Source organism: Alteromonas sp. W12, from assembly GCF_001924945.1.
GTDB classification, from domain to species: Bacteria; Pseudomonadota; Gammaproteobacteria; order Enterobacterales; family Alteromonadaceae; genus Alteromonas; species Alteromonas macleodii.
This window is the reverse complement of the sequence record NZ_LQXH01000001.1, coordinates 861,714-888,033: the sequence shown is the minus strand read 5'-3', so window position 1 is coordinate 888,033 and position 26,320 is coordinate 861,714. Positions and strand designations below refer to the sequence as shown.

Below are 26,320 nucleotides of genomic sequence, written 5' to 3'. Positions count from 1 at the left end.
CAGTATTAGCGCAAACGACCACGAACGGTTTTTCGGGCTTGCCCTGCCATGTTTATCAGGCTCTGTTCAGTGTGTGCATGACACAAGGCAACGGCTAATGCATCGGCAGCATCGGCCTGTGGCGTGCCGCTTAAATTCAGCAGGTGTTTTACCATGTGCTGAACTTGCGTTTTATCTGCGCCACCTTTTCCAACTACCGACTGCTTAATTTGCCTTGCGCTGTATTCAGCAACAGGAAGTTGCGCTTGGGTGGCTGCCACAATGGCGGCACCTCTGGCCTGACCAAGCTTTAACGCTGAATCAGGGTTTTTCGCCATAAATACTTGCTCAATAGCAAACTGGTCGGGTTTATATTGACGAATAATATCGCCAACACCGGTAAAAATATTAGCAAGACGAGAGGGTAAATCTGCCGTTCCAACGCGAATGCATCCGCTTGCTACATACACCAGTTTACCTTGCTTGCGTGCAATTAAACCGTAGCCTGTGATCCGAGAACCTGGATCTATACCCAGTATAACCATTAAGGCACACTCGGTACAAACAAAGATACCGCTTCTTTATTAGAGGGAGACCATAAACGCGCGAGCGCTTCGTCTTTCGACACCCATTCGTACTGCAAGTGCTCTGTTAAGACAAGGGGTAAATCGCTGTTTATTTGAAGGGAAAATACGTGTTCTGTGTTGTGCACAGTACCAGGAGGATAACGATGTAGCCAGCGGCTACGAATTTCATATTGGTTTTGCTTATCGTGGTCGTTAACCACAAAGCCGTGTGCTTTGGCATCGATGCCAATTTCTTCACACACTTCACGATATGCCGTTTCTAAGGGTAACTCCCCCTCTTCTAACGCGCCGGTTACCGACTGCCAAAAGGTGGGGTCGTCTTGTCGTTGCAAAAGCAGCACTCGGTAGTGTTGGTCGTACAACACTACCAGTGCAGATTCAGGCTTCTTATACGCCATAAATTACGATTGCTTTTTCACCGTTGCAATAGCGAGCTCTTCAAGCTGCTGTGGGTTCGCAGGGCTAGGCGCCGATGTTAACGGACATGCCGCTGTGGTCGTTTTAGGGAATGCCATAACATCACGAATAGACGTCGCGCCAGTCATAAGCATTACCAGACGGTCTAGACCAAACGCAAGACCTGCATGCGGCGGCGCACCAAAGCGCAGTGCGTCTAGCAAGAAGCCAAACTTGTTCTTCGCTTCTTCATCGTCAATGCCAAGAATGTTGAATACCGTAGACTGCATGTCTTCATTGTGAATACGTACAGAACCACCGCCTAATTCAACACCGTTCAATACCATATCGTAAGCGTCAGATAAGGCTTCAGCTGGGTTAGCTTTAAGTTCTCCTGGCGTTAAACCACGTGGCGCGGTAAACGGGTGGTGAATAGCATGAAGCTGACCGTCAAACTCTTCAAACATTGGGAAGTCAACAACCCAAAGTGGCTTCCACTCGCCTTCAAGAAGCTCAAAGTCTTCACCAAGCTTAAGACGAAGTGCGCCCATCGCTTCGGTAACCACAGTATAGCTGTCTGCACCAAACAATAGAATATCGCCACTTTGTGCGCCAGTGCGCTCTAGCATGGCGTTAGTGATGTCTTGAGTTAGGAACTTAAGGATTGGCGACTGTAGACCTTCAAGACCTGCACCAGCATCGTTAACTTTAATCCAAGCCAGACCTTTCGCGCCGTAAATACCTACAAATTTGGTGTATTCGTCAATTTGCTTACGCGAAAGCGACGCCCCACCGGGTACGCGAATTGCCGCAACGCGACCTTTAGGGTCGTTTGCCGGGCCGCTGAATACTTTAAAGTCAACGTTAGCAAGCAAGTCGGCAACGTCTGTTAACTCTAACGGGTTACGTAGGTCTGGCTTGTCGCTACCAAAGCGCGTCATGGCTTCTTTGTACGTCATGCGCGGGAAGTCGCCAAGGTCAACGTTTAGCATTTTGTTGAACAAGTCGCGGATCATGCGCTCGGTAATAGACATTACGCCATCGGCATCTAAGAACGTGGTCTCAATATCGATTTGGGTAAATTCTGGCTGACGGTCGGCACGTAAGTCTTCGTCGCGGAAGCACTTAACAATTTGATAGTAACGGTCCATGCCCGACATCATCAGAAGCTGTTTGAAAAGCTGTGGCGATTGCGGAAGTGCGAAGAACTCTCCTTTATGCGTGCGGCTTGGCACTAGGTAGTCACGTGCACCTTCTGGCGTTGCCTTAGTAAGAATAGGGGTTTCAATATCAAGGAAACCTTCTTCTTCTAGAAATCGACGTACAGCACCGGTTACTTTTGCACGGAATTGTAAACGCTGGCTCATTACAGGACGGCGAAGATCTAGATAACGATAGCGAAGGCGCTGTTCTTCTGAGTTTTCTTGGTTCCAGTCCAGTGGAAGCACGTCAGATTTGTTGATCACTTCAAGGCCTGTGCCTAGGATCTCAATCTCGCCAGTGCGCATGTCTTTGTTAACTTGACCTTCAGGGCGCGCACGCACTTTACCCGTTAGCTTTACACAGAATTCGCTACGCAACGTGTTAGCTACCGATAGCACGTCTGGTAAATCTGGGTCGAACACCACTTGTACGATACCTTCGCGGTCGCGTAAGTCGATGAAAATTACACCGCCTAAATCGCGACGCTTATTAACCCACCCGCAAAGGGTAACTTCTTGTCCAATGTATGATGAATCGATATTCCCACAGTAATCTGTGCGCATGGTCCTTGACCCCTGATGTTTTTTCTTGCTTCGCATGCAGTGAATTGGCGTTCAAAACCGCTTACTTTTGGGCTTAAGACTTTGCCAAAAATCGCGTAAACTTGCTGGCCAATTAGCTGGCCCGCCCACAACATGCATAATGTAATGATTTAAAGGCCGCATAGTATAAACAAATGCTTGATAAAGCCCAATGACAAATATGCACAAATCAGCCATATCACAAGGAAATCTCTATATTGGATTGCCAATGTGGCAACACAGCCATTGGCCAAGCACGTGGTTTGCTAATTATCCCAAGTCTGATAATGGATTGTCGCTATATGCTAAGGAGTGTAATACGGTTGAAGGGAATACCACATTTTACTCTCTTCCCCACCAAGACGCTGTAGCAAGATGGTGCAATTCAACACCCGATCACTTCAGATTTACTTTCAAGTTTCATCAGAACATTACTCATGTACATCAATTACAGCATTGTGATGAAGAGGTTGCCCAACAGCTTGCTTTATTAAGCCCTTTAAAAGAAAAGCTAGGAGTCATGATGCTGCAACTGCCCGCTTCTTTTGGGCCAGAAAAGCTATCCATTTTGGATACCTTTTTAGCGGCGTTACCTCAAGAATTAAACATAGCGGTTGAAGTGCGCCACTTGGCGTTTTTTGCAAAGGGTGACGAGGAAAAGGCGCTTAATCAACTTTTGATCCGCCACGGTGCGAACAGAATCATTATGGACACCCGAGCGCTTTTCACTGGCTCTTTAGACGCAGGGGGAACAAATAGACGTGCGATGCTAGAGGAAGTGCGAGAGAAAAAGCCTCGTGTACCAGTAAATGTTATTGCTACAGGCCATACTCCCATTGTGCGCTTTGTAGGCAATGATGTTGATGATGACAACCAACGCTGTTTATTACCTTGGGTGAAAAAAGTGAAGATTTGGCAAAGTGAAGGAAAAGACGTGTACTTTTTTTGTCACCGCCCAGACAACAAAGATGCTCCCTGGTTAGCGCAGCAGTTTATCGATTTGTATAACAACACTACTCCATCACTCGCGCTAAATAACCTGTCTATTAAAACTCAACCAGAGCAGAATTCACTGTTTTGATGACGAGCAACTGACATTGAGCCTATCAATATTTTTTAATAGATAGCGTTTTTCTAATTCAGCGGTAAACTGCTGCTCTTATCTATTTTGGTACTACACCATTATTTACCGTGAAATAACCTCAATGAACCATGAATATGAGAAAGCGCGTATTGCTGCGCTTGAATCGTTAGATATTTTAGATACTTCCCCAAGCGAACAACTTGACGAGCTCACCAAAGCTGTACAAGAAGAATTTAATGCTAAAACCTGCTTGGTAAGCCTTGTTGCAGAAGATCGCCAATGGTTTAAGTCTCGCCAGTGTATGGATGCTACCGAAACACCGCGTAATATCTCGTTTTGCACCTACGCGATAGCCGAAGAAGAATACTTGATTGTTCCCGACGCAAAAGCCGATAAGCTATTTGCTAATAACCCGCTGGTTACTGGCAGCCCTTACATAAGAGCCTACGCAGGTGCTATCTTGCGCAACAAAGATGGCTATGAATTGGGTACGTTATGCCTTCTGTTTGATGAACCACGTGAATTTTTAGATGTTGAGATAGAAAGCTTAAAAAGCCACGCCAGCACAGTTGAAGCCATTATTTTTTCAGAGCACCTTCCAGCATAACTCCAGCCCTACGCTTTTCGTATCGCAAAACAAAAACGCATCACTAAAAAGTGATGCGTTTAATAACTCTTCAAGCTCGACTATGTCTATCTGAAATCAGCTGCGTCTAGCTCGTGCTTTTTCATAAGCTTGTGCATATCAGTTCTATTTCTACCAGCAAGCTCTGCCGCGCGCGTTACGTTGCCGTCGGTCATTTTAAGAAGCTTGTGCAAGTATTGCTGTTCAAAGGCATCGCGCGCTTCTGTAAGCGTTGGCCAGCTTTGCTTAGTGGCTGACAAGGCTTGCTCTACTAAGTGAAGCGGAATAACCGGCGTTTGCGTTAACGCAACACACTGCTCAACCACGTTAACAAGCTGACGTACGTTGCCTGGCCAAGATGAGGTTACCAGCTGTTGCATCGCGTCATCAGAAAATTGGCTTACATTCACGCCATGACGCTGTGCGCTTTGCTGCAACAGCGAGCGAGCCAGAAGTGGAATATCTTCACTTCGCGATTTCAGCGACGGAAGTTTTAGGTTCACCACGTTTAGACGGTAATATAAATCTTCGCGGAAGGTGCCTTCTTCCATTTCTTTGTGCAAGTCTTTGTGCGTTGCAGAAATGATACGCACATCGATATCTACGTGCTTGCTACTACCTACTGGGCGAATTTGACGCTCTTGTAATGCACGCAGCAGTTTTACCTGCAGCGTCATCGGCATATCGCCAATCTCATCCAAGAACAAGGTACCGCCGTCGGCTTCTCTAAACAGACCAGGGTGAGCAGCTACAGCACCGGTAAACGCACCTTTGGCATGACCAAATAGCTCAGACTCAAGCAAGTTTTCAGGCAATGCTCCACAGTTAATAGCTACAAATGGTTTGTCGCTGCGGTTACTGGCTTTATGAATGGCATTAGCAAGTAACTCTTTACCTGTACCGCTCGCACCGCTAATAAGCACAGACACTTCACGCTGAGCTATGCGGAACGCCTGGTCTAGTACATTTAGCATTTCTGGAGAACGGGTGATGATGTCCTTTGCCCAATCCCCAGGCTGTGCAGCTTGAGACTGGCTAAGTGCTTTTTGCAGCAGCGCGCGTAATTCGTCGTGATCGACAGGTTTAGGCAAAAAACCAAATACACCACGCTGAGTGGCTGCTACCGCATCAGCAATGGTGCCGTGGGCCGTCATCAGAATTACAGGAATATCTTTTCTAATTCCCATAATTTCTTCAAACAAACTCAGACCATCTAAGCCCGGCATACGCAAGTCACTTAATACTACATCGTAGTTGTCGTTTTGAAGCTTTCTTAACGCTGATTGACCGTCTTCCACTGCGGTCACCTCATAACCTTCGCCTTCCAGACGAATGGTTAATAAGCGCAATAAGCTCTTATCGTCATCTACCAACAATAAGTTAGGGTTACTACTCGCCTTTTCGCTCACTGTTGTGTACTCCTGTTTTTATCCATCAGTGTTGCTTCAATCTGCAACAATTCTTCTAGTTTTTTGCGCAGGTTAACTGCTTCAATTTCAAGTGCTTTTACTTTCTCGCCACGAGAAGTATTTTCTTGCTCCAACACCACCATGGCAGATTCAAGCTGCATGATCTGATTGTTGTGCGACGCAGCAATAACAGTCACCACTTCTTGCGCAGTGGGTGTAAATGTTCCAGCAATATCATTTAACGCAAGCTGCGCGCGCAACCTGTCTTGATAAGGTGTATCTGTTGGTAGTGTTAAAACGTAGGCGTGAAGCGTGTCAGATGCTGTATCACCTAACGCTTTTAATGCTTGCTTACGCTCTAACCAAGGTTGGTTGGCCGCGTCAATCCACGCGTTAAGCCAATAGGTTGCATCGCAATTGTGCTCGAACCCCTGTGGAGGCTCAACAAATAAACAAAGGCCACGTTCTATTTTAGCTACAGGCGTCACCTTTTCTGGCTCACCTGCGTTGTCGTTGTTTCTGGTTAAACTCTGACATCCTGTCAGCACCAGTAAGGCGACAATTAAACCACTTATTCTCATTTTATTTTTCCTGTTGCCCAATGGTCACTCTAAAGCAAACATCGGCATAGTCTACATCTACAACACGCACATCACCATGCATCAGTCGAGCGCAATCGGCAACAATTGATAACCCTAAACCCGTCCCAATGACATTGTCGTTTCTCGGCTCGGTTCCTCGGATAAAAGGTTCAAATAAAGTATGTACTGACTCTGGAGCAATACGCTTACCGCGATTGGCAACATCCAGTACAAGATTATCGTTTTCGTTATAAAGGCTAATATTTATCGGTCTTCCCACTGCGCCATGCGCGACTGCATTGGACACCAAGTTATCAAGTATTCTTCTAAACAGCTCCTCGTCTATACGCACCTCGGACGCAGTTATCTTTACTTCCACTTCTCTATCCTGAATGGCGAGCGCGTAATCTTCTAAACAAGCAGAAACTAACTTACTAACGTCACTTTGTACCATTTTTGGCTGAGCTTGTTGCAACAGCAGGTTGTAGTCGAGCAACTTTTCCACCAGCGTGTTGAGCCTTTGCGTGCTAGCAGTAAGTAGCGAAAGTACTTCGCGTTGACTGTTATTCAACTCGCCCACCACGTTTTCAGACAACAAGCTGCAGCCTTCTTTAATACTGGCAAGCGGAGTTTTGAGCTCGTGAGCAGCGTGTCGCAGCAAGGCGGTTCTAATATGCTCCAACTGCTGTAGTCGATCATAAAGCCAATGTAAATCTTTCTCTACATCAATCAGTTCTTTTGGCGCTTGTCTTGAAAGGGGTGGAAGCTGACCATCGCTGTGGGCCATGATCCTTATAATCTTTTTTAAGTTGTTAACGGGGTTCACAATAAGCTGACTCCCCATCAATATTAGCAATAACGAAACGCTTACAAGCATGGCCGTAGACCAAGCTTGTTTTGCTTGCATGGCATTTAAATCATCTTGCTGGACTTTGACACGTTCAGTAATAGCGGCTTCTACATCGTCGCGAAGCTGGTCGACGCTATCGCCCACTGACGCAAGGTAGGCATTAAGTAAAAGCTGGTCTTCAATCGCTCGATATTCGGCTAATTGATTTAGCTGTTCTGAAAGTCGTGTGCAGGTAGTTGGTACCGAGAGAGCCTGACATAGATTGTCAGCGGCCACGGCAAATTGATCGATGGCGTTATCAGAAAGAGATGCCACCCTATCATTTCTCAACACAGCAAATTGGCGAATGCTGCGCTCTACGTCAACGACCGCGTTATCGAGTCTTTGCATGTCGCTAACAACATCGACAACAAACCGTGTTTCAAGTGTTGTCATTTGACCCACTTTGGCTAAGTCGCTTTGACTTTGCCAAAGTAAGGCTATAAGAGGGATAAGGGCCAGTACAAAACTACCTAGCGTCAATTGCCTTAGTGAACCAAGTTGTACCAAGCGTTCACCAAACGAAACCTTGTTTATCAGAACCTTACCCTCTTAAATATATTATTTTATCTACTCACTTGCTGTGAGCTTTTCATTGCCTGGCGTCAACTTGCTTTTTGCCAATTCGGCTTCGGAAAGTTTGCCATCTTCGTTGTCATCAATCAGCCCAAAGTTACGCAGTAGACCTGTGTGTCGAACCGCTTCTTTAAGTGATATCAGACCATCTTTATCTGTGTCTAATTCCTGCATCAACGAGCGCGCTGGACTTGCGTACGCGTCCGCTACTGAAATGGCTTGTACTGCAGCAACAGCACAAAGTGCTAAGAAAACTTTTTCGAGACGTTTCATCATGAATCCTCCGCTAAACGCTTTTAAAATCCTTCTCAATCCGCTTTGATACCAGCCCTGTGTTATCAGGTTATGCTGCTATTAAAGCTCATGGATACTACCACTAGTCTTCAATTAACCACTATCATAATTGCATTCAAACTGCTTATGCGATTTTCAGACCAAAAAGAAAAAGCACATTAAAAACAGTAGCATATGCAAATAAGCGTACTATCAACCACTCAGCATACAGGTTAAATGTTGCAAAAAAGAAACACCACTTTGAAACACTGTATGTCAAAGTGGTTTTATCGATACCTTGCTATATAGAGAAACTGCTATCGCTGTAATGGGAGGGAGAGCAAGTGAGCTCCGATAAGGGGATGGGCTTGCTAAACATAAATCCTTGCACATTGTCACATCCATGCTCTCTAAGGTAATTCCACTGTTCAAGGTTTTCTATGCCCTCAGCACATACCGAGAGTGACAGTCTTTTCGCCAAATCAATAATTGCCCCAGTCACAAGACGGCTTCGTTCTGAAGTTTGAATTTCCATTACAAACTGTCGGTCAACTTTTAGCGTGTCGATATTGATTTGCGTCAGGTAACTTAACGAGGAGTAACCCGTTCCAAAATCATCTAGAGCTATGGCGCACCCCATGTTTCCGATGCGTCTGAAGAACTTGTTTGAAAGAGTAAAGTTTTCTAGGTACGCACTTTCTGTCACTTCAAATTCAATGTTTTCTGGGTTGATGTCATAGAGCTTGAAAGTATTGTAGATGTAGTCAAACAGCTGCGAGCTTCGCAAATCATGTCCAGATAAATTGATTGAGGCTCTAAACGGAGACGTGGCCCATTGTTTTAAATCTGGCATATCAATACAAACGCGCTTAATTACCCAACGGGTAATTGCAGTGATCTTACCGCCCTGCTCTGCAATGGGGATAAACTCGTTCGGCATGACCAAGCCAAATTCAGGATGTTGCCAACGAATAAGCGCTTCTACGCCGATTACGTTCCCTTCGTTGTTAACTTTAACCTGGTAATAAACAACAAACTCATCGTTGCTGATTCCTTGCTCAATACCGTTAGCTAAGTGGAGTTTACGCTTATGCGACTCAACCATATCAGGTGTAAACAGTGTGTAGCTGCCTCGCCCTCGCGCTTTTGAACGATACATTGCAAGGTCTGCATTGCTCATCAGCTCGCTTAGGTCGTAGCCCGCATCGGAAGCCGTAGCGATTCCAACGCTTAAACCTACCGTTAGTGATAAGCCACGCAGTTCAAAAGGCTCATCAAATGCGGTAATAAGTCGCGTTGCCAAGCTTTGCGCTTGGTCAGTAGTCACATCTCTATCGGGCAGTACTAAGAACTCATCCCCTCCCAGTCGCGCGAATAAATCGCCGTCGCGCAGCAAACACTGAACTCTGTCAGCAACCTCTATGAGAATGAGATCCCCGGTTTCATGTCCTAAAGAATCATTGATGCCCTTAAACCCATCTAAATCAAAAAACAGGAGCAGTAAGTCTTCATCATTTCTTTTGGCTCTGGCTAGCTCAAGTCTTAAGTTATCGAGAACAAACTGTCGATTGGGAAGACCGGTTAAACTATCGAAGTTTGCCAGACGAGACATGGTTTCTTGTTGATCAACCAATGTTTGCTTTTGCTCAAAGTTGATGAGTAACTCAACTTCAATGGTATCCAATAAACTATTAATGTTATTCGATAACTGTCCAATTTCATTAGATGTATTAAGTGAACTGCGCAGCGCATAGTCTTTTGACTCAAATACTTCTTGAGTAAACTGCCTCAGCGACCCAATAGGAGAAATCAAACGGTATAAAATAAAGACACAAGTGCCAGTGCAAAGCAGCCAAACCGCGATAACGATAGGCACTTGCTTAATGAGCTGGCGGGCTGAACTTGCCGCCATGGTGTCTTCAATGTCCACATAAAGAACAACATGTCCAAGTGGGTATAGGCTACTACCTACAATTTGATGGGCAGTGATAACATTGTCGTATTGCGTAACACCAAATGGAATTTCTGCAGGATCAAGAGGAACAGATTGATTGGAAAGCTGGCTTAAGGAATCAGGTTGAATGGTGGAAATGACTTGATAGTCGTTGTCATATAGCGTGGCGGAAATAAGATTATCGTGTTCTTTTATCGGTTGAAAAAGAGAGGAAAATAATACGTTATCACCGGGACTTCGCTCCATGACAACCGATAACTGCAGCGACAAAGCGTTACTTAACGTCGCGGTATTGCCTTTAACCACATCCACCACAGAAGCGTTGTGTTCTAATTTATTAACAATTACCACAGAGAGCGCCAGCACCGACATCGTCAATGCAATGACAAGCCCAATTGGGATTTTCAACGTTCTAAACACTCAACTACCCTTACTTCAGTACTGCAAGCTGTTGTAAGCAAGTGATGCCATAGGCTCTGAAACAGCACTGTCACCGCTAAGCTTTTATTATTATTTGTTCACAATAGTAAGGTACAGGTCGCTAAATTTGAATCCATTTTTTTAGCTAATACAAAAAAGACTAACTGAGTGATGATGAACGCTATGTTCTTTCAACTACTTCAAGTTTAGTTTTAATGTATTGGCTATGAGGAACGTACAATAAATCAGCTATTTGACGAATAGTACTCTCTTCAAGAGGCGCTAAAGATTCATCCGCGTATGCAATAGCCCAGAGGCTCTTTATCACATCTCTTTTCTCATCAGCGCTGCAGTGTTTATTTAGTACTTGAGTAAAACGCACTAAGTCAATTGAATCGTCAGCCGTCTCTTGTCCTCTTTCAAGCAACAACGACATCGCTTCCTCATCTATGTTTACATGCTTTCTGAGCTGTTTCTCGTATTCACTTCTCTCGCTATCCGTTACCTCATTATCAGCGTTAACAATTTCACTAAGTAATGCAGCAGTCGCCAATTCAACGGTATACGTTGGCTCTGTACGCTTATGCGTGTCTTCGAAAAGTTTAAGAAATGATTTCAGCATGGGGCCCTACTTCTTGTGTCACCGCAGAAACGCCCGCGGTTAATGAAATTTGAGTATCGATAAAACTTTTACTCGGTAAAAGCTAAATTCGATTAATTGCTGGATTAGATGGACAGATTTACAGCGATGACCAAGGAAGCAAGTCTATGTAAACTGTACTCAGCGACTAGAGCTGTAAAGTGAGAGTTTAAAAGCCCTCAGAGAAACATGAATATGAACATTTTGCTCGTAAAGATATTGTCTAAAGGCGCCTAAATTTTAGTATCAAGTAAGCAAACCACTTTACTCCCGCCATTTTCGAACCACACTCGTTCGCACAGCGCGTGAAGCAAAGGGAGCCCACGCCCAAAGCTTTCGTCATGAACGGAATGACGCCGGCCTACCGTACTTGCCTTATTCCACTCAAAGCCTTCACCACTATCTTCAACCGCTATCAGCACCTTACCTTTAAGGGGTAAAGACTCTATCCTAATATTAATTCGCCCGTGACTAAGCGCTTTTAGTGAAGCCTCGCGGTTTTCGTAATATTGATGGAACCCTGTACTATCAGCTTTGAGTTTTGAGTCGAGTTTCAAGATCCCATGCTCTAACGCATTATTAAACAGTTCCGACAACACGGTATAAATTATCGAACGCACCGTTTGAATGCCCTCACATTGCCCCGCAAGCTGTAGCACGCGTTGAAGAATGTCAGGCTGTTTCAAATGTTGTGCGTCAAGCGCAACTTCATGCACCGATGGCAATCCAAAATCCATCTTTGGTGATACGGGCGTTTTAATGGGTTGAGAGGTAAACACGACTAGCGTGACATCATCGTGAAATGAAGAGGCTGCGCAATGCTCTTTCGCCTTAAGAAAAAGTGAATTGGATTCTATTTTCCCATGCGTCTGCATTTGCTCTTTTACTATTCTTACCAAGCCTTCCTCAAGAAGCATTTCTCCCTCTTGATTAGTACTCTCAATTAGCCCGTCGCTACAAATTACAAGCTGTTCATTGCATCCTAATTGAATGGTATCGCAATCGGTGTTGAGTTCATGCTCGTCTAGGATCCCTAATGCCATGTGACGTGAGGGGATGCAGCGCAGCGCTAAATCAGTTTTCGCAGGAACAATGACAGCCGGCATTCCACCCTGCCATAAGTTGATTCTATTGCCCCCCGCGTTAATTTCGCCCACCACTGCGGCCATAAACATGTCACTTGGTAGAAACTTAATTAAAATTCGATTTAATTCTGAAATAATCTCAGAAATAGATACCCCTTGCTGGCTGAGTTCCTGAAAAGCTCGGGTTACAGGCAACGCACCAATTGCTGACGCCAAACCATGACCTGTAAAATCTCCCACCACAAAATAAATACCACCACTAGGGCTTGATTCGCATAGAAAGAGGTCGCCATTAAAGGTTTCAGCTGGCTTTAGGAAGCAGTCGAAATGCGCCATTACTTCGGGTCGATTGACAATAGCGTGGCTAAAAATATGTTCCACAATGGCGTGCTCTCTCGCCACTCTTTGATTGAATAATCGAAGTGCTTTATTTTGCTGTTCTATGTGTTCACTCAAAGCACGTATTTTTAAGTGGGCTCGAATTTTGGCAATTAGAATGTGTCGGTCGAAGGGCTTTGTGGCAAAGTCGTTCCCGCCAACTTCCAGACACCTCACTAAGCTTTCTTTATCTTCTAAAGCGGTGATAAAAAGAATAGGTAGATACGGCCCTTTCGCAAGCTTACGTATTTTGGGTGCAACGTCAAAACCACTGAGCCCAGGCATCACAACATCCAACAAAACCAAGTCGGGTTTTTCGTGCGTAAATTTTTTGATAGCTTCAACACCATCCACCGCTTCGATACACTCTTTATAGCCTGCGTTATAAAGCATGTTAGTAAGCAATGTACGGTTGATAGCCTCGTCGTCAACAATGAGGATCTTCACGTATGTCTCTTCGATAAAATGTTAATTTAGCGACTTGCTTTTCTTACTTAATGTCGAACTTTTTATCGAATCGAGATATTTTCAGGATTTTAGCAACCTGAGGACGGGCATTTTCGATACTGTAGGTTAATTCTCTTTCAGCGAGTGCCTTTTGCATGTTTAACAACATACCTAAGGCAGAGCTATCCATGTATTCAGTACGCGATAAATCTACGGTGATGTGAGAGACATCGGCGCCCAGTTCGCCATAGGCGTTTCTAAAGTCTTCTACCTTACTAAAGTCAAACTTAGTGCCTACATCTACCACTAGTACTTTCCCTTGATTTTGATAGCTCGACGTTATTTCCATATTCGCTCCTTAAAAATGTAAGCAGAAATGCTTCATCACATGCTTTTAACTTTGCTATTCTTATACTAGTTGAACTTTTACACATCGCCATGAAAGTCATCTTAAACTTTCGTATGGTAATGCTTTTTTTATCGCCATTTAGATGGAAAGACGCAATTTATTGAGGTATGTATGCAAGACTGGCAAGACGCCCTTTTGGTCTATAGTACTGAAAGCGGCAAAATAAAGCCTGAGCCAAAAGAGCAAGCGCGTTCGGTGTCTTCTGACGGCGTTGTTCGTATTCACAGGGAAACTAAAGGTCGCAAAGGAAAAGGGGTGTCTCTGATTAAGGGATTAGACCTCGCGTCTGATGAGCTGAAAAAGCTAGGCTCTGAGCTAAAGAAAAAATGTGGTTGCGGCGGCGCAGTGAAAGACGGTGTCATTGAAGTACAAACTGATGACAGAGAAAAGCTCCGCACACTACTTACCGATAAAGGGTATAAAGTTAAGCTTGCTGGGGGCTAATGTAACGCTAGCCAGCTAGCGAGCTCTCACTTTTTCATAAACATATAACAAAAAGAGTCTGAAATGGAAAAGCTGTCAATTTCTGATCTACACATTATTTTAGTTGAGCCTTCTGACACACAAAGAAAGATCATCACCACTTTGTTGTTAAAAGAACACGTAAAGGAAATTGACCCCGTCAGTACCCTTTCCGAAGCTCGTTCAGCGGTAAAAGCGCACGGTGCTGACCTAATCGTAAGCGCGATGTACTACGAAGATGGAACCGCACTAGAACTACTTAAATTCATCAAAGAAGACGACGCATTTAAAACAATTCCCTTCATGTTGGTTTCCAGTGAAAATCGTTTGAGCAAACTAGAAGAGTTTAAGCAGGCGGGTGTTGCGGCAATTCTTCCTAAACCATTTGAACCCCTTCATTTGTCTCGTGCGTTAAACGCAAGCTTAGATTTAATCAATCACGATGAACTAGAATTAGAACTATTTGACGTACACGATGTTCGCGTACTACTTGTTGATGACAGTAAATTAGCGCGTAATCATATTCGACGCGTACTAGAAGGCATGGGGCTTCAACGCATAAAAGAAGCAGAGAATGGCGCAATGGCGCTAACTTATATAAAAGATGAACCTTTTGACCTCGTGGTTACCGACTACAATATGCCCGAAATGGATGGCAGGGAACTATCGGAATTTATCCGCTTTAATCCAGAAACCACACATATACCGATTATCATGGTAACGTCAGAGTCAGCTGACAGTGCACATATGGCTAATATTCAGCAAACAGGTGTGAACGCGCTATGCGATAAGCCTTTTGAGCCCAACGAAGTAAGACAAATGCTTTCAGCACTATTAGGTAACTAAGCGCTAAAATATTAAACGGCGTTCTCAAATTACCCACCGGCAGGTGTATATTTACGGCACCTGCCAACGCTTCATGCCCTAACCGTTTGGCTTTTTATAAAGCCAACAGCGCATTTTAATTACTTTTTCAAGCCCTCCACATTAAAAACAACTATTCAATTTGTAAAAATGGGTTGACACACATAGGCGTTCAACATACATTCAAACCTATGAAACAGAATACTATGCACGTAGCACTTTTCTTTTTTGCGTTTATATCCTTTAACTAGGGAGGCGCGGCTACATGCATGAAAACCTCCCAACTGGGAGGTTTTTTTTTAGCAGAATTTTCTTATACGATAAGCACGGGAATGATATGTCAGACAATGCATTAGATACTGTTAGAGAGCGGATTACCGCTTTAGACAGTGAGTTACTTACTTTACTCTCAGAACGCAGAAAGTTAACCAACGAAGTGGCTGAGACGAAAATAAAGCATCACATTCCTGTGAGAGATCAAAAGCGAGAAGAACAGCTATTGGTGCGCCTAATAAAAGAAGGCCAAAACATCGGCTTAGACCCTCATTATGTGACACAAATTTTCCACGTTATTATTGAAGACTCTGTTTTAAACCAGCAGGCTATGCTTGCTGAACGCGCTAACCCTGGCAGTACATTGCCCTTAAACCGAGTGGCATTCTTGGGCGACAAGGGCTCTTACTCTTATCTAGCAACGCAAAAGTACTTCTCTCGTCGCCCAGGCGAATTGCTGGAAATTGGCTGTCAGAGCTTTGCTGAAATTATTCACAAAGTTGAAAGTACAGAAGCCGATTACGCGGTATTGCCTATTGAGAACACAACGTCTGGCAGTATCAATGAAGTGTATGACCAACTACAGCATACCCAACTTAGTATTATTGGTGAACTCACCCACCCTATCCGCCATACATTGTTAGTGGGAACCAACACCAGTATCGATAAAATCAAAACGCTTTACGCTCACCCTCAAGTGTTCACTCAGTGTAGCCATTTCTTAGCAGAACTAGGGAACGTAGAAGTGAAAACCATGGACAGCACCTCGTCTGCCATGTTGACAGTTAGTGAGCTTAAACGCGATGACGTAGCCGCAATAGGCAGCGAAGCGGGTGGTAACTTGTACGGCCTAATGGCTATAAAGAGTAACTTAGCAAACCAAAAAGAAAACCATAGCCGTTTTATCGTTGTTGCGCGCAACCCAGTAGTGGTTCCACTTCAAGTTCCTGCTAAAACAACACTTGTTATGTCTACCATCCAAAAGCCAGGTGCACTTGTAGAGGCCTTGTTGGTGCTACGAGAGAACAGCATCAATATGACGAAGCTTGAATCGCGTCCTATTCCAGGTAATCCATGGGAAGAGATGTTCTACATTGATGTAGAAGGCAATGTAGAAGATGGCCCTGTACAAAATGCCCTTGATGCATTGCGTGGTATTACCCGCTACATCAAAGTATTGGGCTGCTATCCAAGCGAAGAAATTAGCCCGACCAAAGTGGCCGCGGCGAGTGCGCTGGCTGATTAACACGAAAAAGGTGAGCTTTGAAGCTCACCTTTTTACCAATTAACCGCTTTATTGAAAACTACTTGTCTCTCAAAAGCTGACCATCATCCGCTTTTAACAACATCTGTTTGCTGTCTACTAAACACTTCTTCGCATAATCTCCGAACCACGCGCCGACCTTCATGAACTGTTCTACAAAGCCTTTTTTGTCGCCATTCTCAAGTAATGACAATGCAATCCCAAAACGTTCGTAAAAGCGACGTAGAAGTGCAAAGTTATCAGGGTTATTGAAAATAATATCGGCATAAAGTTGTGGTGACTGAGCGAATAACCTGCCTACCATTGCGAGTTCTAAACGATAAATAGGTGAGCTAAACATGGTGAGTGATTCCAGATTAGGATCTTCACCTTTTAAGTGTTGCCCGTACACAAACGTGTTGAAGTGACGCATTACCTGAATATAAGCCATGGCTTGGTCATGTTCTTGTGCGCTGGAGTCGTGAATGGTAGCACCCCAAATCCGCATTTGCTCAATGAGCCAACTGTATTTCTCACTGCCACGTCCGTCGCACACTACCACTACCTGTTTAATCATGCCAGGCGCGTCAGGACCAAACATGGGGTGCAGTCCAACAACCGGACCATTGTGTGCGGCAAGCATCGCCTCAAGTGGCTTAGCTTTAATACTGGTTATATCTGCAAGCACGCAATCCTCTGGCAGCATAGTAAGCTTGCTAATCACGGCTTCGGTTAGATTAATAGGCACTGCAACAACAACCAGTGAAGCACAGCTTAATAACGATGTTGCTCTACCACTTTCCCAGTCGCCTTTTTCAACAACTGAAACGTTGTAATTACTTCGTTCGAACAAGCTCACAAACACACGGCCAAGTGCCCCTGCTCCACCAATTACAACAACGTTGTCGACATCAGGTTTCACACAGCGATATTTGTTGTTTTGCGTGTGATAAGACTCTCGCATTACTCGACGTAATAAGTCTTCGGTGAGATCGGGCGACACCCCAAGTGCTTCTGCCTGAGCACGGCGGGATGCGATCAACGCTTTTTCACGCTCTGGTACATAAACGGGCATACCAGCTTCAGCCTTAATTTGACCGACCTGGGTTGTAATTTGATTGCGTTTTGCGAGTAATTCGACAAGCTGGGTATCCAGCTCGTCGATACCTTCACGCAGCGTATCTAACTTTTTTAAGTGCTGCGATAAATCGGCCATTCTGTCTTATCCTTGAATCAAATGGCACGGGGCTTATTGGCAAATTTTTCTTGCCACTTTAGGCGTTGCTTGGATTTATGCCACCGTGCGCTTATTTTGGCGTAAGGGTAACACAGTTATTAACTTATCTCTGGTTTGAGATATTAAGTTCTCTGTTGTTTCCCAATCAATACATCCGTCTGTGATTGAAACACCATACTCAAGTTCTTCTGGCTTTTTACCTTCAGCTTTTTGATTACCCGGTTTCAAGTGACTTTCCAACATAACGCCAATGATAGACTGATTGCCTTCTAGAATTTGATTGACCACGTTCTGTGCAACCAATGGCTGACGGCGATAATCTTTTGAAGAGTTCGCATGGCTGCAATCTACTACTAAGCCCGCTGTTAAACCAGCATCCTGCAGCTCAATCTCGCACTCTGATACGCAAACCGAGTCGTAGTTAGGCTGCTTTCCACCGCGCAAAATAATGTGGCCATCTGGATTACCGCTGGTCCCGATAATACTTACCTGGCCTTGCTTATTGATTCCCATAAAGCGGTGACCCGATGCCGCCGATTTAAGGGCGTTTATGGCAATATCTAGGCTTCCATCTGTACCATTTTTGAATCCTACAGGCATAGACAGGCCGCTGGCCATTTCACGGTGGGTTTGCGATTCAGAGGTACGCGCACCGATAGCAGCCCAGCTAAATAGCTCAGCAAGATATTGTGGACTAATTGGATCCAGTGCTTCTGTTGCAACAGGCAGCTCTAATTCTGCAAGCCAAATTAACAACTCTCTTGCCTTACGAAGACCTGTTTCAATATCAAACGTACCGTCGATATGCGGGTCGTTAATTAAACCTTTCCAACCTGTTGTGGTACGCGGCTTTTCGAAGTACACACGCATAACGATAAATAGTGTGTCTTTGCATGATTCATGAAGCTCTTTAAGCTTAAGTGCGTACTCTTTCGCGGCTTCAACGTCGTGTATAGAACATGGTCCACACACTACAAGCAATCTATGGTCGCGACGATGAATGATATCTGAAACAATCTTTCTAGACTCAGAAATAGCCGCTAACGCTTTGTCTGACACAGGCAATTCAGCACTAAGCGCTTCAGGGGTTATAAGTACATCTTCGGTACTTACGTGAACATTATTTACGGTGTCCTTGATCATGGGAGCTCTCTTACTCTCTTAACTACAAATAAAAAACGGAAAATTAAACGCCAAAAGAGTGTGCAATCTGCATGTAAACTTTATTGTACAACCAGCTTTTTCTATATTTCTTTAACGTCATTGACTTTTTAGCAACTCAAGCGTAATAGCGCAAGTAATAACGAATAATACTTTAATCTAGGGTAGATTCGAAGCGAATGAGCATGACTGAATGGCAATAGCGCATAGAGTTAGCACAATTTTTAATCGACAGTGAGGTTTAATCTACTTTACCTGTCTCCCCCAAACTAAAAGCGTCATTCATAAGCGTATTGCCGGCCATCGCACTTGATAATATTGTTATTACAAACAACATTTCTCTGGCGTTCTCAATCCCACCAAATAAGCTCCAGATTACAAACATTAGCACCGTTAATCCCAATTGAGTGGCTATAAACTTTATATATATTTTTTGCATCTTTTTGGCCTCGAAAAAGGAAGGCAAGCCTTCCTTGCTGAATTGTCTACTCTTCTTTTGTTTCAATCGAAGCGTCCACTATCTGTTGAGTAGCACCACCGAGCGCGGCTCCATTTCCGGCCAAAACAGCTCTCCCGATACTACCAACAGCCGCAGCCCCTCCCGCTAGCGCCGTCATTCCACCGGTGAATGCGCCTGCTACGGTAGCTCCTGCCAAGCCTCCCCAAGAAAAGCCCCCATTAAAAGCAGAACCTAATAAATAGGCACCAGCACCTAACGCTGCTCCATGTAAAAATGCCCCATTTACTTCTTCCAATTCATCATGAGTTAATTCCACAATATCCATTACAACCTCCTTTACTGTTTAATTTACATTCCAACTTCTTAAATTGTGCTCTAGCACGCTTATAAATTACTAAAGTTGTTGGGAAGCGGTAACTGAACAATATGCCAGATCTACATGCCTATCTTGCTTAAATAATTGACCAACATAAATAAGCTAAATTTCTCATTTATTGTCAGGATTTTGTATCATTGCGACAATGGAATAATAATGAGAACACAATGCAAAATTTAGCCCTAACCTACACTGGCGACGTCGCCATTCTCACCATGCAAAATGGAGAGAACCGCCACAATCCTCTCTTCGCAAAGGAGATGCTTTCAGCGTTAAATACCATTAAAAGTAATGAAAGCTGTAAAGCACTAGTGATCACATCAAATGATGAAAAATGCTTTAGTCTAGGTATAGACACAGACTGGCTAATGCCAGCGATGAAAGCAGCTCGCACTGAGGAAATAAAGCAATTTATGTACGGTATGGATGACGTGTTTAAAGCGCTGCTTCTGTTCCCTCTTCCCGTTATTGCTGCAATCAACGGACACGCCTTCGGAAACGGAGCAATTTTGGCGTGCGCTTGTGACTTCAGATTTATGCGCGCAGACAAAGGCTTCTTCTGTTTCCCTGAAGTAGATTTATCAATCCCCTTTCTGCCCGGTATGATTGAATTCGTTAAAAAAGCGATGCCGTATTATAGGTTCAACGAAATGAAGCTTTCCGGGAGACGTGTATCTGGTAAAGAATTAGAGCAAGATCACGTGGTAGAAAAGGCGTACGATACGCAAGAGAGCTTGATGGAAGGTGCACTGAACTACGCTAAGACCTTTGATAAAAAGCGTGGCATTTTTGGCGAACACAAAAAGCGTCTACACAAACATATCATCCACACTATCGATAACGAGAACAAACCGTTAATAGAATCGCTTTCACTGATGGCGTAGCTAGTCAGTTAACACTCACGTTGGTTTGAAAATTAGCGTAAGCGAAAGGCGCGCTTCTTATGTGTCCGCTTGTGGAAAAGGTCTATATTCCAGTTCCAATAAACCGAACCTAGACGCAAGAAGACGGTAACAAGTAGCGCGCCCAAAATACACCAGAAATAAGCTACGTCCATTGCGAATAAAGCTGCGTAGGTTAAACCACCGGCTAGACAGGTACTCGCGTACAAGTCTCCTTGCATTACAAGGGGCACCTCTCGACAAATAACATCGCGCATTAACCCGCCAAAAATTCCGGTAACAACGCCCATAGTGAGAGCTATAAGCATACCCGTGCCCTCAATAAGTGCTTTTTCTATCCCAACAATATTAAAAATAGCGAGTCCAACTGCATCCATCATTATGAAATAGAAATTTGCAGGTGATGGCATATATCTGACAAAAAGAATCGTGACTAAAATAGCGGTGTAGGTTGCAAATAGATAATCAGATACCTCAACCCAGAAGATAGGTTTCCCTAACATCAAGTCGCGAATGGTTCCTCCACCAATCGCGGTAATAGCACCCACAACGACTATTCCAAAACCGTTGATTTGTTTTTGATGGCCCATTAAGGCGCCAGATATCGCGAAAAACGCAACACCCACAATATTTAAAAATAGAAAGTAGTCAGAACTCATAGCTAATTAACAACCTGTTGTGTTCAAGAGAACACTTATTACCGCTTTATTGCCCTATTACGTTGCCAACTATTATTAAGGAATTGAGCCGAAAAAAGATCGAATTTCAGGCACAAAAAAGCCCGCTTAAAGCGGGCTTTTTCGAAGTTAACAATAACGCAAGGATTAGTAATCTTAGTTAAGCTTCTCTTTGATACGTGCAGATTTACCTGAACGCTCACGTAGATAGTAAAGCTTAGCACGACGAACCGCACCGCGACGTTTCACTTCAATTGAAGAAACTGCCGGGCTGTGTGTTTGGAACACACGCTCAACGCCTTCGCCGCTAGAAATTTTACGCACGGTAAAAGACGAGTGCAGACCACGGTTACGTTTAGCGATAACAACACCTTCATAAGCCTGAAGACGCTCTTTGTCACCTTCGGTAACGCGAACTTTAACAACTACTGTGTCACCTGGACCAAACGCAGGAACATCAGTCTTTAGCTGTGCTTCTTCGATTTTTTTGATGATATCTTGACTGACTTTGCTCATCATATCCTCTCGTCCTAGTTAACTGTCATCTTGCTGCAGTTGCGCTTGGAATAATTCAAGCAAACGCTGCTGCTCCTCAGTCAGAGCTAGGTGATTTAACAATTCAGGGCGACGCTGCCAGGTTCTACCTAATGATTGCATCAATCGCCACTGCCTAATTTTTTCATGGTCCCCACTTAACAACACATCAGGTACCTTTTGACCATCGAGTATTTCGGGCCGCGTATAGTGCGGGCAATCCAAAAGACCGTCAGTGAAAGAATCTTCAACTGCTGAGGCTTTATGCCCCAACACGCCAGGAACTAATCGAGCAACCGCGTCCATAAGGACCATTGCTGGCAGTTCACCGCCGCTTAGCACGTAATCACCAATAGAGACTTCTTCATCTACATGGCTTTCGATTACTCGCTCGTCGATGCCTTCATATCGACCGCAAATTAAAATTGTGCGGTCAATGTTAGCAAGGCGCTGTACGCCTGCTTGGTCAAGGGGTTTCCCTTGTGGTGATAAGTAGATCACCTTACTTTTTTCGCCACCCACTTTCTTGGCAGCTTGTATTGCGTCGGTTAGCGGTTTTACCATCATCAGCATACCGGGTCCGCCTCCGTAGGGGCGATCGTCTACTGTACGATGGCGATCATGTGTAAAGTCACGGGGGTTGAAGGTGTCAACCGATAACGTTCCAGACTTAACTGCTCGACCTATAACACCCTGTTGGGTAAAAGGGGCGAACATATCTGGAAACAGGCTAACAACGCCGAACCACTTTTCCGGTGTCACTTAAAACCCCGGGTCCCAGTCAACTTTAATGACCTTCGCTTCCTTATCCACCTCTTGTACGACTTCGTCGAACACAAAAGGTAATAGTCTTTCTTTTTGACCAAAAGCATCGCCTACATTCGCTTTAACGTGAATCACGTCGTTAGCACCTGTATTAAACACTTCTTTCACCACACCCAAGTCGTAACCTTGCGTTGTTACTACTTTCATGCCGGTGAGCTCACGCCAATAAACCCCTTCGTCGCCTAAATCAGGCAGCTGTGAAGCATTTATGTTGATATCCAAGTTTTTGATGCGCTCGGCATCATCTCGACTATCAACGCCCACAATTTTTGCAACGAGGCTTTTACCGTGCGGTCGCCACTGGTCAATTTGGTATTCCTTTTCATCGCCAAGAAACCATGGCGCGTACTCAAAAATACCTTCTGGCGTTTCTGTATAGCTGTTGATTTTGACCCAACCTTTAACACCGTACGGTGCGCCAATTTTGCCAACAATCACTTTGTCAGACGCTAGACTCATCTATACCACCAGTTAATAACAGCTTACGCTGCAGATTTTTTCGCTTCTTTTACCAAGCTAGAAACGCGATCTGATAAGCTCGCGCCTACGCCAACCCAGTATTCAACACGCTCTAGATCTACGCGAAGACGTTCCGCTTGACCTTGTGCAGTTGGGTTGAAGAAACCGATGTTTTCAATGAAACGACCGTTTCTTGCACGACGGCTATCAGCCACCACTAGTTGATAAAATGGACGCTTTTTCGCGCCACCACGCTGTAAACGAATAGTAACCATAAATGCCTCAAACTCGTTGTAGCGTTACCGTTAACTTAAGCCTTCAAACTACGACTAAAAATTAGACGCCAATTAGAAGGCCGCCGAATTATACGGATATCGCCACTCAATGCAAGTAAAAGTCTTGCTTAACTTATAATTAGCGCGTGCTCGGTGACATTACTTTAATCATTGTCGATAGCAGCACTTTAATCATCGTCGAAAGGAGCACCACAACTAGCAAGGTTCAACAAACAATTAACGGCAGCGTTTTTGTTGTCTTCGCATTGGGGAAAGGTAATCTCGTGAAATTTAAAGACGACGCAGGGTTACACTTGCGTCGTTATAGTCGTAGGGAACGTTATGCCATTGTGGCTTTTTAAGCGCTTGTGATTTTGTCTCTTCTGCCCCGGCAAATTTGTTTGATTTGAGTATTAAGCTGGGAAAGCCTTGGGCGCCTATGCTACGCGCCATATGCATTTCTTCGTTTAATTTCTCAATTGTACTTTCACTATTGAGTGCTATTTCAAAGCGTTCGACATCAAGCCCTATTTCTTCAGCAAATGCTATCAAGGTATCAAAATCCGACGGGTTTTTCGCATTCAGGTAATACCCTTCTTGAATTGCCTTGATCATTGCCTTCTCTAATGCTTTTGCTTCATCGCTATCTCTAGCCTGCGCTTTTGCTGCAAGAACTGCTCGACACGAAGGATAGGTCGAACGACGAGGCTGACACTTTGTCCAAAAATCATAGTTGAATTGTGTTCCAGGCACACGATCTTGAATAGTTTGCCAATAGCCTGCAATAGTAAGTTTCATTTGTTCCGGCATAGGTAAATCACTATCCGGTGCGAGCCCGCCAAGCAAGTAGACAACCTCAATGTCGTTGGGTAACTCACGCTGTATTTGCTCCCAAGTAGGAACGAATGCCCAACACCAACTGCACATTGGATCATGAACATAATACAAAGTACGTGTTTCACTCATCATAATTTTCCCGTTTTAACTATTTTGCTTTGCTTCTGCGACGTTAACTTTCATCCCAGCGTAAATACTGCCGCTGTAATCGCATTGCCTACGTCCAATGTACATGCTTTGCCGTATAATCCAAATAATGAATTTTAATAAGCGTAGCGAAATCAACGCTATGAATTAGTTATGCGCATGAAGAGGTAATTTTGACAACACCACTCGCTAGTGTATCAACCAAACAAGTCTTACAGTGGATTGGCTCACATTTACTTCGCTACAAAGCGCGCGTTGTAGGTGCAGTTATAGCACTTTTCACGGCCGCAGTTGCATGGCTTTTACTTGGGCAAGGCATTAAGTACGCTATCGACAGCGGCTTCATAGAAAACGCAGCGGATACCTTAAACAAAGCCACAGTATTAGTGCTAGCCATTACTATCGTGGCCTGTTTAGCGACATATGCGCGCTTTTACTTAATGACTTGGCTTGGCGAGCGCGTTAGTGCTGATATCAGAAACCAGGTATATGCGCACTTGCTGTCTCTTCCGCCTTCATTTTTTGCAGAACTTAGAACTGGCGAGGTCATTTCTCGATTTACCAGCGACACTACAATTATTCAGACTGTAGTGGGAATGAGTTTGTCGATGACCCTTCGCTCGGTCGTGACTTTCGTTGGTGCCTTGGCGCTTATGACGTTTTCTAGTCCCCTTCTTACCTTCTGTGTAATTGTTGCAGTACCCGCTGTGCTGGTTCCTATCAAGGTACTGGCGCCTCAAGTGCGCCGTTATGCCAAAGAAAGCCAGGACAAAGTGGCAGACTTGGGTGCACGCATTGATGAAAGTCTCCATGAAATTATGACCGTACAGGCCTATACCGCTGAAAATGCCGAACGAATGCATTTCTCTAAAAAGGTAGAGCTTGCCATGGACGTAGCTAAAAAGCGTATTCACTATCGCTCACTACTTATTGGCTGCATCATGTGTATCAGTATGACGGCCATCATCTTTATCGCTTGGGTGGGGGCAAGACAAGTATTAGACGGCACTATGACCGTAGGTGAACTCTCCGCTTTCCTTTTCTATGCCGTAATGGCTGGCGGCAGTGTGGCCACAATCAGCGAAGTCATTGGTGAAGTACAGCGAGGAGTTGGTGCAAGTGAGCGTTTGTACGAGCTATTTACCACTGAGCCTTCTATTCGATCTTTGAATGGTGACACAGCTGAAGCCTCTGCTTCTTCAACGTACTCAGCATTAAGAGGAGCAAGCGCTAAACCGATAATCTCCAAAGCGGCACCAAAAATAGAATTGGAAAATGTCAGCTTTGCTTACCCCAACAGCAAACCTTTGTTTGATAATTTAAACATTAACATTCAAGCAGGAGAACGTCTTGCTCTGGTAGGAGCAAGTGGCGCAGGCAAAACAACACTATTTCAATTATTAATGCGCTTCTACGACCCAAGTGCCGGACAAATACTGTTCAATGGTGCGCCAATCAACAAAATGCCTGTAGACGTTCTGCGCCAACATATTGCGATAGTTACCCAAGAGCCCGTGGTCTTTGCTGATACCGTGTTGGAAAACATTCGCTACGGCAGCCCACATGCAAGTGACGACGCCGTGATAAATGCAGCGAAGCAGGCATTTGCCCACGAATTTATCGATAACCTAGATGAGCGCTACAACACACAGTTAGGCGAACGAGGCGTAAAACTTTCTGGCGGTCAAAAACAACGTATTGCTATTGCTCGCGCTATTTTGGCCGACCGCCCAATTTTACTCCTCGATGAAGCGACGAGTGCGCTTGATGCGATGAGTGAGCGTATGGTTCAACAAGCGATAGATAGATTAATGGTAGGAAAAACCAGCATTGTGATTGCTCACCGACTTGCGACGGTGCAGCACGCCGATCGCATATTAGTTATGGATAAAGGTCAGGTCGTAGGAAGCGGCGACCATGCATCGTTAATGAAAAGCGATACCCTGTACAGGGAATACGCCGAACTGCAATTGCTTAGCTGAACCGCCTGTGGTGCTATACGGTACAAACAACGAGGTCGACCAATCGACTACAAAACATACGTTTTGGTAATACAAAAATAAAGGGCCAGC

At 44.5% G+C, this 26,320-nt stretch carries 28 protein-coding genes; 7 read left to right on the top strand and 21 right to left on the bottom strand.

Features of this window, described 5'->3' with window-relative positions; all coding sequences use genetic code 11:
- Positions 1 to 5 precede the first annotated feature (5 nt).
- The 3 genes from ruvC to aspS are packed head-to-tail and all read right to left on the bottom strand — an operon-like array spanning position 6 to position 2,728.
- Positions 6 to 524 (bottom strand): crossover junction endodeoxyribonuclease RuvC, encoded by a 519-nt coding sequence (ruvC, locus tag AWH61_RS03650; RefSeq protein WP_014948862.1) that lies wholly within the window; start codon positions 522 to 524, stop codon positions 6 to 8.
- A complete protein-coding gene (gene nudB / locus AWH61_RS03645) occupies positions 524 to 964 on the bottom strand; it encodes a dihydroneopterin triphosphate diphosphatase (RefSeq protein ID WP_014948861.1) in 441 nt (146 codons plus the stop codon). The genes ruvC and nudB overlap by 1 nt, the downstream gene beginning before the upstream one ends.
- A gap of 3 nt (positions 965 to 967) precedes the next feature.
- Positions 968 to 2,728 (bottom strand): aspartate--tRNA ligase, encoded by a 1,761-nt coding sequence (aspS, locus tag AWH61_RS03640; RefSeq protein WP_075176229.1) that lies wholly within the window; start codon positions 2,726 to 2,728, stop codon positions 968 to 970.
- 199 nt (positions 2,729 to 2,927) lie between these two features.
- Here aspS and AWH61_RS03635 point away from each other — a divergent pair, with 199 nt between their 5' ends.
- Both AWH61_RS03635 and AWH61_RS03630 read left to right on the top strand, forming a co-directional pair.
- A complete protein-coding gene (locus AWH61_RS03635; protein ID WP_249922596.1) occupies positions 2,928 to 3,827 on the top strand; it encodes a DUF72 domain-containing protein in 900 nt (299 codons plus the stop codon).
- 124 nt (positions 3,828 to 3,951) lie between these two features.
- Positions 3,952 to 4,437, top strand: coding sequence for a GAF domain-containing protein (locus AWH61_RS03630; RefSeq protein ID WP_075176228.1), 486 nt, complete (start codon positions 3,952 to 3,954; stop codon positions 4,435 to 4,437).
- An 86-nt stretch (positions 4,438 to 4,523) separates the two neighbouring features.
- On the opposite strand, the gene AWH61_RS03625 is transcribed toward AWH61_RS03630, so the two are convergent.
- The 8 genes from AWH61_RS03625 to AWH61_RS03590 form a co-directional block, all read right to left on the bottom strand.
- Positions 4,524 to 5,864 (bottom strand): sigma 54-interacting transcriptional regulator, encoded by a 1,341-nt coding sequence (locus tag AWH61_RS03625; RefSeq protein WP_014948857.1) that lies wholly within the window; start codon positions 5,862 to 5,864, stop codon positions 4,524 to 4,526.
- Positions 5,861 to 6,445, bottom strand: a complete 585-nt coding sequence (locus AWH61_RS03620) for a hypothetical protein (protein ID WP_014948856.1) — start codon at positions 6,443 to 6,445, stop codon at positions 5,861 to 5,863. The genes AWH61_RS03625 and AWH61_RS03620 overlap by 4 nt, the downstream gene beginning before the upstream one ends.
- A gap of 1 nt (position 6,446) precedes the next feature.
- A complete protein-coding gene (locus tag AWH61_RS03615; RefSeq protein ID WP_014948855.1) occupies positions 6,447 to 7,844 on the bottom strand; it encodes a sensor histidine kinase in 1,398 nt (465 codons plus the stop codon).
- Positions 7,845 to 7,904: 60 nt separating this feature from the next.
- Complete coding sequence (locus AWH61_RS03610) at positions 7,905 to 8,186, bottom strand: EF-hand domain-containing protein (RefSeq protein WP_223866688.1); 282 nt, start codon at positions 8,184 to 8,186, stop codon at positions 7,905 to 7,907.
- Between the two features lie 298 nt (positions 8,187 to 8,484).
- Positions 8,485 to 10,557, bottom strand: a complete 2,073-nt coding sequence (locus tag AWH61_RS03605; RefSeq protein WP_075176227.1) for a putative bifunctional diguanylate cyclase/phosphodiesterase — start codon at positions 10,555 to 10,557, stop codon at positions 8,485 to 8,487.
- A 181-nt stretch (positions 10,558 to 10,738) separates the two neighbouring features.
- On the bottom strand, positions 10,739 to 11,179 hold the full coding sequence (locus AWH61_RS03600; RefSeq protein WP_014948851.1) for a tellurite resistance TerB family protein: 441 nt from the start codon (positions 11,177 to 11,179) through the stop codon (positions 10,739 to 10,741).
- 251 nt (positions 11,180 to 11,430) lie between these two features.
- Positions 11,431 to 13,107, bottom strand: a complete 1,677-nt coding sequence (locus AWH61_RS03595; RefSeq protein WP_075176226.1) for a fused response regulator/phosphatase — start codon at positions 13,105 to 13,107, stop codon at positions 11,431 to 11,433.
- 43 nt (positions 13,108 to 13,150) lie between these two features.
- Positions 13,151 to 13,456, bottom strand: coding sequence for an STAS domain-containing protein (locus AWH61_RS03590; RefSeq protein WP_069943977.1), 306 nt, complete (start codon positions 13,454 to 13,456; stop codon positions 13,151 to 13,153).
- A gap of 171 nt (positions 13,457 to 13,627) precedes the next feature.
- Between AWH61_RS03590 and yciH the strand changes: the two genes are divergently transcribed.
- From yciH to pheA, 3 genes are all read left to right on the top strand, one after another.
- Positions 13,628 to 13,960, top strand: a complete 333-nt coding sequence (gene yciH, locus AWH61_RS03585; RefSeq protein ID WP_014948847.1) for a stress response translation initiation inhibitor YciH — start codon at positions 13,628 to 13,630, stop codon at positions 13,958 to 13,960.
- A 63-nt stretch (positions 13,961 to 14,023) separates the two neighbouring features.
- A complete protein-coding gene (locus AWH61_RS03580; RefSeq protein ID WP_014948846.1) occupies positions 14,024 to 14,824 on the top strand; it encodes a response regulator in 801 nt (266 codons plus the stop codon).
- A gap of 283 nt (positions 14,825 to 15,107) precedes the next feature.
- On the top strand, positions 15,108 to 16,361 hold the full coding sequence (gene pheA / locus AWH61_RS03575) for a prephenate dehydratase (RefSeq protein ID WP_170870493.1): 1,254 nt from the start codon (positions 15,108 to 15,110) through the stop codon (positions 16,359 to 16,361).
- 58 nt (positions 16,362 to 16,419) lie between these two features.
- Here the strand turns inward: pheA and tyrA are convergent, their stop codons facing one another.
- From tyrA to AWH61_RS03555, 4 genes are all read right to left on the bottom strand, one after another.
- Positions 16,420 to 17,574: a bifunctional chorismate mutase/prephenate dehydrogenase gene (gene tyrA, locus AWH61_RS03570; RefSeq protein WP_075176225.1), complete on the bottom strand. Its 1,155-nt coding sequence runs from the start codon at positions 17,572 to 17,574 to the stop codon at positions 16,420 to 16,422.
- 75 nt (positions 17,575 to 17,649) lie between these two features.
- Positions 17,650 to 18,738, bottom strand: coding sequence for a 3-deoxy-7-phosphoheptulonate synthase (locus AWH61_RS03565; protein ID WP_014948838.1), 1,089 nt, complete (start codon positions 18,736 to 18,738; stop codon positions 17,650 to 17,652).
- A 259-nt stretch (positions 18,739 to 18,997) separates the two neighbouring features.
- Positions 18,998 to 19,261, bottom strand: a complete 264-nt coding sequence (locus AWH61_RS03560) for a hypothetical protein (protein ID WP_249922595.1) — start codon at positions 19,259 to 19,261, stop codon at positions 18,998 to 19,000.
- Positions 19,242 to 19,541, bottom strand: a complete 300-nt coding sequence (locus tag AWH61_RS03555; protein WP_039233408.1) for a hypothetical protein — start codon at positions 19,539 to 19,541, stop codon at positions 19,242 to 19,244. The genes AWH61_RS03560 and AWH61_RS03555 overlap by 20 nt, the downstream gene beginning before the upstream one ends.
- Positions 19,542 to 19,759: 218 nt before the next feature.
- On the opposite strand from AWH61_RS03555, the gene AWH61_RS03550 reads away from it, so the two are divergent.
- Positions 19,760 to 20,476 carry an enoyl-CoA hydratase/isomerase family protein gene (locus tag AWH61_RS03550; RefSeq protein WP_014948837.1) on the top strand — a complete coding sequence of 239 codons (717 nt, stop codon included), beginning with the start codon at positions 19,760 to 19,762 and terminating at the stop codon, positions 20,474 to 20,476.
- A gap of 32 nt (positions 20,477 to 20,508) precedes the next feature.
- On the opposite strand, the gene AWH61_RS03545 is transcribed toward AWH61_RS03550, so the two are convergent.
- The 6 genes from AWH61_RS03545 to AWH61_RS03520 all read right to left on the bottom strand — a co-directional run bounded on the left by AWH61_RS03545 (position 20,509) and on the right by AWH61_RS03520 (position 24,230).
- Positions 20,509 to 21,153 carry a trimeric intracellular cation channel family protein gene (locus AWH61_RS03545; RefSeq protein ID WP_039233402.1) on the bottom strand — a complete coding sequence of 215 codons (645 nt, stop codon included), beginning with the start codon at positions 21,151 to 21,153 and terminating at the stop codon, positions 20,509 to 20,511.
- Between the two features lie 174 nt (positions 21,154 to 21,327).
- A complete protein-coding gene (rplS, locus tag AWH61_RS03540) occupies positions 21,328 to 21,687 on the bottom strand; it encodes a 50S ribosomal protein L19 (RefSeq protein ID WP_024015986.1) in 360 nt (119 codons plus the stop codon).
- An 18-nt stretch (positions 21,688 to 21,705) separates the two neighbouring features.
- Entirely contained in the window at positions 21,706 to 22,467 is a 762-nt protein-coding gene (gene trmD / locus AWH61_RS03535) for a tRNA (guanosine(37)-N1)-methyltransferase TrmD (RefSeq protein WP_014948834.1), read from the bottom strand.
- The gene (gene rimM, locus AWH61_RS03530; RefSeq protein WP_039233395.1) at positions 22,468 to 22,989 is read right to left on the bottom strand and encodes a ribosome maturation factor RimM; all 522 of its coding nucleotides are present in this window, start codon (positions 22,987 to 22,989) and stop codon (positions 22,468 to 22,470) included.
- 23 nt (positions 22,990 to 23,012) lie between these two features.
- Positions 23,013 to 23,264, bottom strand: a complete 252-nt coding sequence (rpsP, locus tag AWH61_RS03525; RefSeq protein ID WP_014948832.1) for a 30S ribosomal protein S16 — start codon at positions 23,262 to 23,264, stop codon at positions 23,013 to 23,015.
- Positions 23,265 to 23,555: 291 nt separating this feature from the next.
- The gene (locus AWH61_RS03520; protein ID WP_075176651.1) at positions 23,556 to 24,230 is read right to left on the bottom strand and encodes a DsbA family protein; all 675 of its coding nucleotides are present in this window, start codon (positions 24,228 to 24,230) and stop codon (positions 23,556 to 23,558) included.
- Positions 24,231 to 24,421: 191 nt separating this feature from the next.
- Between AWH61_RS03520 and AWH61_RS03515 the strand changes: the two genes are divergently transcribed.
- Positions 24,422 to 26,230: an ABC transporter transmembrane domain-containing protein gene (locus AWH61_RS03515; RefSeq protein ID WP_075176224.1), complete on the top strand. Its 1,809-nt coding sequence runs from the start codon at positions 24,422 to 24,424 to the stop codon at positions 26,228 to 26,230.
- The last annotated feature ends 90 nt before the right edge of the window (positions 26,231 to 26,320 follow it).